Consider the following 9442-nt stretch of genomic DNA (forward strand, 5'->3'; position numbering starts at 1 on the left):
ATACCGGAACGCACATGGACGTCGTCATCGTCGAATCGCCGGCCAAGGCCAAGACGATCAACAAATATCTCGGCAAGAATTACGAGGTGATCGCCTCGTTCGGCCATGTCCGGGATCTGCCCGCCAAGGACGGCTCGGTCGACCCCGAAGCCGATTTCAAGATGCTGTGGGAGACCGACGCCAAGGCCGCCAAGCGTCTGGCCGAGATCGCCGCGCTGGTGAAGGACGCCGACCGCGTCGTGCTCGCCACCGACCCGGATCGCGAGGGAGAGGCGATTTCCTGGCATGTGCTGGAGGTTCTGCGCAACAAGAAGGTCTTGAAGGACAAGCCGGTCCAGCGCGTCGTCTTCAACGCCATCACCAAGGATTCCATCCTTGAGGCGATGCGCCACCCGCGTGAGATCGACCAGAGCCTGGTCGAAGCTTATCTCGCCCGCCGCGCCCTGGATTATCTGGTCGGCTTCAACCTCTCGCCGGTGTTGTGGCGCAAGCTGCCGGGGGCGAAATCGGCCGGCCGCGTGCAATCGGTGGCGCTGCGCCTCGTCTGCGACCGCGAGCTGGAAATCGAAAAATTCGTCACGCGCGAATATTGGTCGCTCGTCGCGCATTTGCGCACCGCCAAGGACGCGCCCTTCCTGGCCCGCCTCGTCGGCGCCGACGGCAAGAAAATCCAGCGCCTCGACATCGGCGCCGGCGCCGAGGCCGAGGCGTTCAAGGCCGCGCTGGAGACCGCCGCCTTCACCGTCAAGTCAGTCGAGGCCAAGCCGGCCAGGCGCAACCCCTCCGCCCCTTTCACCACCTCCACCTTGCAGCAGGAGGCCTCGCGCAAGCTGGGCATGGCGCCCGAAACCACCATGCGGGTGGCGCAGAAGCTGTATGAGGGCGTCGATCTCGGCGGCGAGACCGTCGGTCTGATCACTTATATGCGAACCGACGGCGTCGATGTCGCCCCCGAGGCGATCAGCGCCACGCGCGCCGTGATCGGCGCGGAATTCGGCAAGAATTATGTGCCGGACGTTCCCCGCAAATATACCGTGAAGGCCAAGAACGCCCAGGAGGCGCACGAAGCGATCCGCCCCACCGATTCCGCCCGCCTGCCCAAGGACGTCGCGCAATTTCTGCAGACGGACCAGGCCCGGCTCTACGAGCTGATCTGGACCCGCCTCGTCGCCAGCCAGATGGAATCGGCGCTGCTGGAGCGCACCACCGTCGATATTGAAGCCAAAGCCGGCGCCCGCACGCTCGACCTGCGCGCCACCGGCCAGGTCGTGCGCTTCGACGGCTTCCTCAAGCTCTATCAGGAAGGCCGCGACGACGAGGCGGAGGACGAGGAGTCCGGCCGCCTGCCCGCGATGTCCGAGGGCGAGTCCTGCAAGAAGGACAGCATCGAGGCGACCCAGCATTTCACCGAGCCGCCGCCGCGCTACACCGAGGCGACGCTGGTCAAGCGCATGGAGGAGCTGAGCATCGGCCGCCCCTCCACCTACGCCTCGACCCTGGCGGTGCTGCGCGAGCGCGATTACGTCAAGCTGGAGAAGAAGCGGCTGATCCCCGAGGACAAGGGGCGGCTGGTCACGGCGTTCCTCGAAGGCTTTTTCGGCCGCTATGTCGGCTATGACTTCACCGCCGATCTCGAAGGCCAGCTCGACCGCATTTCCAACGCGGAAATCGACTGGAAGCAGGTTTTACGCGATTTTTGGGGCGACTTTTCGCTCGCCGTCGGCGGCGCGATGGAACTGCGCACCACCGACATTCTCGAAAACCTGAACGAACTGCTGGGACCGCATATCTTCCCGGAGAAGGCCGACGGCTCCAGCCCCCGCGCATGCCCTGCCTGCGCCGCCGGGCAATTGTCGCTCAAACTCGGCAAGTTCGGCGCCTTCATCGGCTGCTCCAACTATCCCGAATGCAAGTTCACCCGCACGCTGTCGGACCGCGGCGAACAGGGGGAAGGCGCGCGCCCCGGCGTCAAGGTTTTGGGCGAGAACCCGGACAACGGGCTTGAGATCACCCTGCGCGACGGCCGGTTCGGCGCCTATGTCCAGGAAGGCGAGCCCGCGACCAAGGAGGACAAGCCCCGGCGCTCGTCCCTGCCCGCCACGCTCAAGCCCGACGACGTGACGCTGGACAAGGCGCTGACGCTGCTGTCGCTGCCGCGCGAAGTGGCCAGGCATCCCGACACGGGCGAGGCGATTCTCGCCGGCATCGGCCGTTACGGCTCCTATGTGCAGCACAAGAAGACCTACGCCAATCTCTCCAAGGACGACGACGTGCTGGAGATCGGCGGCAACCGCGCCATCGACCTGATCATGACCAAAGAGGCCGGCGGCGGGCGCGGCAAGGCCGGCGGCGAAATGAAAACCTTCGGCGATCACCCGCAGGGCGGCGCCATCGCGCTCAAGGCGGGCCGGTTCGGGCCGTATCTGGCCTGGGGCAAGGTCAACGCCACCCTGCCAAAGGGAACCGATCTGCAGACGCTGACGCTGGAGGATGCGGTCAAGATCGTCGACGCCAAGGCGGCGGGCGCGCCCTCGGACGGGCGCCTGCTGGGCGAGCATCCCGACGGCGGGCCGATCGCGGCGCGGCCGGGCCGGTTCGGCGCCTATGTGTCGTGGAACAAGGTCAACGCCACCCTGCCCAAGTCGATGACGCTGGAAACGATCACGCTTGAGGAGGCGATTCGCCTGATCGAGGACCGCATCGCCAGCGGCGGCGGCAAGCCGGTCAAAAAGAAGGCGGCGGCAAAAAAGCCGGCCGCCAAGAAGGCGACGGCCAAAAAGGCGGAGAACGCCGAGGCGGACGAGGCGGAGACGGACGAAAAGCCCAAGAAACCCGCCGTGAAAAAGGCCCCGGCGAAAAAACCGGCGGCCAAGAAGAAGATCGAGGACAGCGACGACACGCCGTTCTAGCGCCGGCGCCCGCTCGCTATAGGGCGAGCGGCGCGAAGCGTTGGGCGCCGGCGGGGTCCGTCAAGACGATCGAAGTGTTGGGGCGCGATGGCGCGCCGGGGCCTGAAGCGATGACTGACATGAAAACCGCCGCCTCGCGCCGCGCCTTCCTCGCCGGCGCCGCCGCCACGCCGCTGCTTGCGGCCGCGCCCGCCCGCGCCAGCGGTGAAACCGCCGCGCCCGAAAAAGAAAAAACCCTCGAACCGATGGGGATTTGCTTCGAGGGCTGGCCCTACCCCGGCCCGGTCAAATTCCTGGCGCTCGACCATGCCGAACCCATGCGCATGGCGTATATGGACTTTCCGGCCGCGCCGGGGTTGGCGCGCAACCGCGCCGTGCTGCTGCTGCATGGCAAGAATTTCGACAGCTCCTATTGGAACGACGCCATCGCCTTCCTGCGCCGCGCCGGTTTCCGCGTCATCGTTCCCGATCAGATCGGCTTCAACAAATCGTCGAAACCGATCAAAACCTATTCCTTCGCCGACCTCGCCGCCAACACTCTGGCGCTGGCCGACGGTCTGGGCCTGCGGACCTTCGACGTCATCGGCCATTCGACCGGCGGCATGCTGGCGGCGCATCTCGCCGCCAAACATCCGGGCCGCATCAACAGGCTGATTCTCGAAGACCCGATCGGGCTGGTGGACTACCGCGACCACATTCCGCCGCAAACCCTGGCGACGCTGGAAAAGGCCGAGGCCGACTATGACGAGGCCGGCTATCGCGCCTTCGTTGCGCGCTATTTCCCGAAACTGCCGCCGGCGCAGTACGAGCCCTTCGTCGTCAGCCGGATGCGCCTCGCGCTGTCGGGCGACTATCCCCGCTATCTCCGGGTGGTCGCGCTGACCTACCAGATGATCTACAACGAGCCGGCGCGAAAGCTCTACGCCACGCTCAAGCCGCCGACGCTGTTGATGTCGGGGGCGGAAGACCAGTCGACGCCGCTGATCGGCTACGCCTCGCCCGAGGCGAAGAAGAAAATCCCGCCTCTGGCCCAGGCCGCCCGCGACGTGGCCAAGGCGCATTCCGCGCTCCGCCATGTCGAATTTCCCGGCGTCGGCCATGTGCCGCATCTTGAGGCGCCGCAGGATTTTCAGCGCGAGGTTCTGGCGTTCCTGCAAGCCTGACGGCGCGGCGCCGAGGCGCGGCTCAGGCGACCGGCCCGCGATGCCGCACGACATTGGGATCGACCCGCTCATAGGACTGGGTCCAGGGGGCGTCGTCGGGATTGTTGAGTTTTCGGGCGCGCGGCAGTTGCGTGGGATCGGCGACCAGACGGGCGATCTCGTTGGCCGGACGCGCCCGGCTGAACAGAAAGCCCTGCGCCTCGTCGGCCCCGTTGGCGCGCAGGATCTCGAGCTGCTCGGGGGTCTCGACGCCCTCGACCAGCATGTCGATGTGCAATTCGCGCGCGAGCGCCCGCACCGCCTTGATGATGGCCAGCGCCGCCGCGTTCTTGCCCATTTCGCGCACGAAGCACTGGTCGATCTTCACCTTGTCGGGCCGGAAACGGCTGAGATAGGCCAGCGACGAATAGCCGGCGCCGAAATCGTCCAGCGCCACGCGCACGCCCATTTTGCGCAATTCGTCGAGCGTGGCCAGCACGTTGTCGGCGTCGCTCATCAGCGCGGTCTCGGTGATTTCGGCCTCGAGCCGGCTCGGCGGAAACCGGGTTTCGTGCAACACCCGCCGCACGGTTTCGGCGAGGTCGCCGCGCGCGAACTGATGCGCGGAGAAATTCACCGCGACGCGCACCGAATGCGGCCAGCTCTTGGCGTCCTCGCAGGACTGGCGCAGCACATATTCCCCAAGCGGTATCACCAGCCCGGATTCCTCGGCGATAGGAATGAACACGCCGGGCGAGATCATGCCCTGCGTCGGATGGCGCCAGCGCACCAGCGCCTCGCAGCAGCAGATGCGCCGCTTGGCGAAGCTGATGATCGGCTGGTAATGCACCTCAAGCTCGTTGCGGAAGATGCCGACGCGCAGATCCTGCTCGATCTGCTGGCGCAGCCGGGCCTGTTCCGCCATGTCGTTCGAAAAGCTGCGCCAGCCGCCGCGCCCGCCGTCCTTGGCGGCGTAAAGCGCCATGTCGGCGGCCCGCATCAGGTCCGAGGCGTCGCACGAATCCTCCGGCGCCAACGCCACGCCCACGGAGGCGCCGATCATCAGCTTGGCGCCCTCGATCTGATAAGGCTCGCTCAGCGCCTCGACGATCCGCGCGGCGAACAGGCCGGCGGCGTCGCGGTCCATATGGGCGAGCACGATGAATTCGTCGCCGCCGAGCCGCGCCACCTCGTCGCCCTCCGCCGCGACATCGCGCAAGCGTTTGGCCACCCGCTCCAGCAGCTTGTCGCCGGCGGCGTGGCCCATGGTGTCGTTGACCTGCTTGAACCGGTCGAGGTCGATCATGAAAATGGCGAACGGATTGTCCGCCGCCGCGGCGCCGGCCTGAATCAGCAGGTCGCGGAAGGCGGCGCGGTTGGCCATGCCGGTGACGTCGTCGGTATGCGCCACCCGTTCGGCCCGGAGCTCCTCGGCGCGACGGCTGGTGACGTCCTCGACCTGAAGCGAAAAGCCGTCGATCGTCGGCGCGAAGGCGAATTCCAGCAGGCGATCGCTCGCCAGTTCGACGCGGAGTTTTTGCCGGGCCTTCCGCTTGCGCGCGAGCGGCGCCAGCGCCAGCAGTTTCTCCACATCGTCGGGCTGTTTGAGCGGCAGCGCGAGAGAGGTGGTCATCAGGCTGGGCAGCGAGCGGCCGCGCGCCTCGGCCAGCGTCAGCTTGAACAGCCGCAGAAAGTCGGCGTTGCCCGACAGGCACAGCTGATCGGCGCCGAACAAGCCGAAACACTGGCTCACGCCGTTGAGGGCCGAAACCACGCGCCCGTCGGCCTCGGCCTCGATCTGCGCCACCCGGCGGACGCGCAGGGAAAGCTGATGAAATGCGACGCCCAGCGCCGCAAGGCCGGTCAAGGCGATCAGCGCGTCCGGGGTATGGCGCAGGAGCAGCCCCGCCGCCAGCGGCGCCACCGCCAGGGCGCCGCGCCAGCGCGCCAGCGGCTCCGGCTTCTCGCTCTCCATCGACAAGGCGGCCTGCCCCACGGCGCCGAGGGCGCCGACCGCGCCCATATCGGCGGAGAGGTTCGGCCCGACGCAGACGAAGGCCATGGCGCCGGTCGCGAAGGCGACGCCCGCCTTCGACCAGACGCCCCAATGATCCGGCAGCGTCGCCTTGACCAGCGGCGCGGCGTCGAGCGCCATCGCGATCAGGAAGAAGACGGCGGCGAGATCGGCCGACCAGCCGTATCGGCCGAGCAGCAACGGCGCGGCGACGCAAAGCGCGCAGACGGCGTTGAAGGCCAGCCCGGCGCCCGGAGAATCCCGCCCCGATCCGCTCGCCGCCGAAAAGGCGTCGCCCTCCTCCGCCACCGCGCACTCTCCTCCGCGTCGCAAAACCCGGCCAATTTTGGTTAGCCTCCGTAAACAGAATGCAACCAAACGTTGCATATGCCGCGAATTTTATTGGTTTTTTTTCGCCAGCGCCTCCCGCGCGCCGTTTCGCGCCAAATCGAGACAGGAGTTGACCAAGGTCATCGCCGTTATCGTTTGGTTAACAATCATTTTGCTACCCATAACCCACGATGACTTTTGTCATTAATGTTTAATTATCCCGGTTAACGCCAGCATGATCAGGTCATGAGCGGAGACCTGTCATGAACGCGTATCTCTATGGACTGCTGATTTTCAGCGTCGTCGGCGGTTCGGCGGCGGTTACTTATTGGATATCGATTTCACGTGAGAGATTGTGGTTGCGCAGCCAAAAGACCGAGGAATTGTACCGTCGGGCGGAAAAAACCTATGTCGACAGCATCGCGTTCTTCCGCGCGCGTTACGATCTCAGCCAGGCGAGGACTTTTTCGCGCAACGCCGGCGAGCTGGATGCGCTCAATACCGACGTGTCCGAACTGAATATTCTGGTCGGCCTGTATTTTCCCGCGCTGGCGCCGCAACTCGCGGCGGCCACCAACTCGCTGGCGGTCGCGTTCGACCGGTTGCGGCTGGCCCAGGCCGCGGATCTCAACAATCGCGAACACGCCCTCGACGACCTCGACCTCGCGGTCGGGGGCATTCGCGAAGCGTTCGACCAGTTCAAGGCGGCGGCGCTGCGCGGCGGCCGAATCGAACAGCGCGGCCACGCCGCCGCGCCGCCGACTCGGGCCTCGCGCGCGGCTCTCGCCTGACGGCGCCGGGCGCGCCCGATTCATGCCCCCCCCACCGGACGCCCGTCGACGGGCGCCCGGCGGAGCCTATCAGAAGCGGAAGAAAGCCTGCAGAATCGTCAGCGCGATCACCGCTGCGGCGAACAGCAGCCAAGCCCTGCGACGGTCCTTGCGGGCCTGCGTCTCCTCAAGCCCCTTGGCCGACATTTGCGGCGATTTCCCGTTCAGCCGCCGCCGCTCGCGTATGGCGTTGGGATCGAATTTGAAAACATTAGACATCGCGTTGCTCTGCTCCCTCATGCCGCCGCAACGTCCACGCGGCGCTCCCTTCACCCCAGCGGCTTCACCGCGCTCAACGCCGCCGCCCTGAACGAAAACCTGACGCCTTGAGGCGTCCAGTGGGCGCCGGCGTCCATCGCGTCGCCCTCGACGCTCGACTCGATCATCGCCAGCAATCTGGCGCCGTCGCCGTTCAGCGGAAACGCTTTCGCGACGAAATCGGACGCGAAATAGGACACGTCGAACCGCCGGACCACGGGCGCGCCGAGGCCGGCCGACTCGAACAGGCCGCGCAGGAACGGCAGCGTCCGATGTTCGACCGTCGACGGGTCGCGAAACCGCTCCATGGCGTTGAACGCGGCTGCTTTTTGCGGATCGTCGGAGGCGAAGGAGTCGCACACGACAATGCGGGCGCCCGGCGCGGCGACGCGGACCATTTCGGCGAAGGCGCGGGCGGGGTCTTCCAGATGGTGGAAGGCGAACCGGCAGGTCGCCACGTCGAACGACGCATCGGCGAACGGCGTCCGATAGACGTCGCCGGCGCGCCATTCGACATTTCCGACGCCTTCGCGGCTGGCGAGGTCGCGCGCCTGCCGCAACATGGCCTCGGTCGCGTCGAGGCCGACGACGCGGCGCGCGCGCTTCGCCAGGGCGCAGGCGACGGACCCCGTGCCGCAGGCGAAATCAATTGCGGCGTCGTGGGGCTGCGGCCGCGCCGCCTCGACAACCAACGCCACGACGTCATCGGCGTGGAGTTCCCTGTCGGCGGCGAATCCGACAGCTTGGCGGCTGAACTGGTCTTCAATGGCGCACTGATGGGCGCCCGTATTTGCGGGAGACATGACTGATCCGATCGCGAAAAAACAAAGCACTGCTCACCGGCCTCCGCAGAGACCGGTCAGATAAGTCGCAGCGTTTCGCGAATCGGTGACATGGAAAAAGGCTACAAGCGCAACCTGCGCTTGTCAACGCGAGACGGAACGCGCGAAGCCGCCGATGGCCAAGGCAATGAGTCGAGATTTTGTAGGGAAGGAATGGCAGGAGTGGCCGGGTTCGAACCGACGACACCCGGTTTTGGAGACCGGTGCTCTACCAGCTGAGCTACACTCCTGTACGCCGAAGCGTGTGTTCTTCTAATCGCAACAGCGGCCGTAACGCAAGCCCGCTGAAGCGAAAAAAGCGAAGTCTTCAACGGCGCGTCGCTTCGCTTCACCGCGTCGCGTCAACCGCCGCCCGCATCGCGCGCAAACAGGCGGCGACGCTCGTGTCGGCGGTGTCGATGCGAACAGGCGCGCGGAGCCAAGGACGATAGTCGCGCGCCAGAACGTCGTTCCAACTTGGCGCGGCGAGATTCGGAATCTCCGCCTCCCGGTTTTCGATGCGGGCGCGATGGGCGCGCGGGTCCGAACACAGGATTTCGAACTCGACCACGACGGCGCCGGCCGCGACGCCGACCTCGCGCCAAGCGTCGCGGGTGAGCTGCCAGGGGTTCACCGAATCCGCGATCACGCTGAGTCCCAGGCGCAAATTGTCGGCGGCGACGGCATGGGCGACGCGATAGCCTGCGTCGTCGAGCGATGGATTGGCCCCGCCCCAATCGCGAATCTTTTGCTCGATCGAATCGATCCGCAGCCAGACGGCGCCCAATTCAAGCGCCAGGGCGCGCGCCAGCGTCGATTTGCCGACGCCGGGCAAACCGGACAGGACGACGAGTGTTGCGGCCATCGCGTCCTCTGCGTTCAAACAAAAAGGGGAGCCTCGCGGCTCCCCTCAGATTCGCGCGGCTGCGCAAATTACTCGATGATCTGAGCGACGACGCCGGCGCCGCAATCGGAGTGCGGTTTACGCACTCCGTGCTTGCTCAAATCATTCAATGATTTGAGCAACCACTCCGGCTCCAACCGTGCGGCCGCCTTCACGGATGGCGAAGCGCAGCTTCTCTTCCATCGCGATCGGAACGATCAGCGACACGTCCATCGAAATGTTGTCGCCCGGCAT

General features: G+C 66.1%; 8 protein-coding genes and 1 tRNA gene. 3 read left to right on the forward strand and 6 right to left on the reverse strand.

Annotated features, from left to right (window positions below; all coding sequences use genetic code 11):
* Positions 1-14 precede the first annotated feature (14 nt).
* On the forward strand, positions 15-2909 hold the full coding sequence (gene topA / locus CFB24_RS18820) for a type I DNA topoisomerase (RefSeq protein WP_088522185.1): 2895 nt from the start codon (positions 15-17) through the stop codon (positions 2907-2909).
* Positions 2910-3019: 110 nt separating this feature from the next.
* Positions 3020-4072 carry an alpha/beta fold hydrolase gene (locus tag CFB24_RS18825; protein ID WP_088522186.1) on the forward strand — a complete coding sequence of 351 codons (1053 nt, stop codon included), beginning with the start codon at positions 3020-3022 and terminating at the stop codon, positions 4070-4072.
* A gap of 22 nt (positions 4073-4094) precedes the next feature.
* Here CFB24_RS18825 and CFB24_RS18830 read toward each other — a convergent pair whose 3' ends face one another.
* Complete coding sequence (locus tag CFB24_RS18830; RefSeq protein WP_088522187.1) at positions 4095-6374, reverse strand: putative bifunctional diguanylate cyclase/phosphodiesterase; 2280 nt, start codon at positions 6372-6374, stop codon at positions 4095-4097.
* 284 nt (positions 6375-6658) lie between these two features.
* On the opposite strand from CFB24_RS18830, the gene CFB24_RS18835 reads away from it, so the two are divergent.
* Positions 6659-7186, forward strand: coding sequence for a hypothetical protein (locus CFB24_RS18835; protein ID WP_088522188.1), 528 nt, complete (start codon positions 6659-6661; stop codon positions 7184-7186).
* Between the two features lie 69 nt (positions 7187-7255).
* Here CFB24_RS18835 and CFB24_RS18840 read toward each other — a convergent pair whose 3' ends face one another.
* From CFB24_RS18840 to CFB24_RS18860, 5 genes are all read right to left on the reverse strand, one after another.
* Positions 7256-7444 (reverse strand): hypothetical protein, encoded by a 189-nt coding sequence (locus CFB24_RS18840; RefSeq protein ID WP_088522189.1) that lies wholly within the window; start codon positions 7442-7444, stop codon positions 7256-7258.
* 50 nt (positions 7445-7494) lie between these two features.
* Positions 7495-8286 (reverse strand): class I SAM-dependent methyltransferase, encoded by a 792-nt coding sequence (locus CFB24_RS18845; protein WP_088522190.1) that lies wholly within the window; start codon positions 8284-8286, stop codon positions 7495-7497.
* 193 nt (positions 8287-8479) lie between these two features.
* A tRNA-Trp gene (locus CFB24_RS18850) sits at positions 8480-8555 on the reverse strand.
* A 98-nt stretch (positions 8556-8653) separates the two neighbouring features.
* A complete protein-coding gene (locus CFB24_RS18855; protein ID WP_088522191.1) occupies positions 8654-9169 on the reverse strand; it encodes a P-loop nucleotide/nucleoside kinase family protein in 516 nt (171 codons plus the stop codon).
* 141 nt (positions 9170-9310) lie between these two features.
* Positions 9311-9442: EF-Tu C-terminal domain-related protein (locus tag CFB24_RS18860; protein WP_088520765.1), on the reverse strand; the 132-nt coding region annotated here is incomplete at its 5' end.

It is taken from the genome of Rhodoblastus acidophilus (genome assembly GCF_900187365.1).
Taxonomy (GTDB): domain Bacteria; phylum Pseudomonadota; class Alphaproteobacteria; order Rhizobiales; family Beijerinckiaceae; genus Rhodoblastus; species Rhodoblastus acidophilus.

Bases quoted from the DNA above. Each gene is read 5' to 3' on its own strand.
- CFB24_RS18855 (WP_088522191.1), bottom strand. From the start codon at position 9,169: ATGGCCGCAACACTCGTCGTCCTGTCCGGTTTGCCCGGCGTCGGCAAA.
- CFB24_RS18825 (WP_088522186.1), top strand. From the start codon at position 3,020: ATGACTGACATGAAAACCGCCGCCTCGCGCCGCGCCTTCCTCGCCGGC.
- CFB24_RS18845 (WP_088522190.1), bottom strand. From the start codon at position 8,286: ATGTCTCCCGCAAATACGGGCGCCCATCAGTGCGCCATTGAAGACCAG.
- CFB24_RS18840 (WP_088522189.1), bottom strand. From the start codon at position 7,444: ATGTCTAATGTTTTCAAATTCGATCCCAACGCCATACGCGAGCGGCGG.
- CFB24_RS18835 (WP_088522188.1), top strand. From the start codon at position 6,659: ATGAACGCGTATCTCTATGGACTGCTGATTTTCAGCGTCGTCGGCGGT.
- topA (WP_088522185.1), top strand. From the start codon at position 15: ATGGACGTCGTCATCGTCGAATCGCCGGCCAAGGCCAAGACGATCAAC.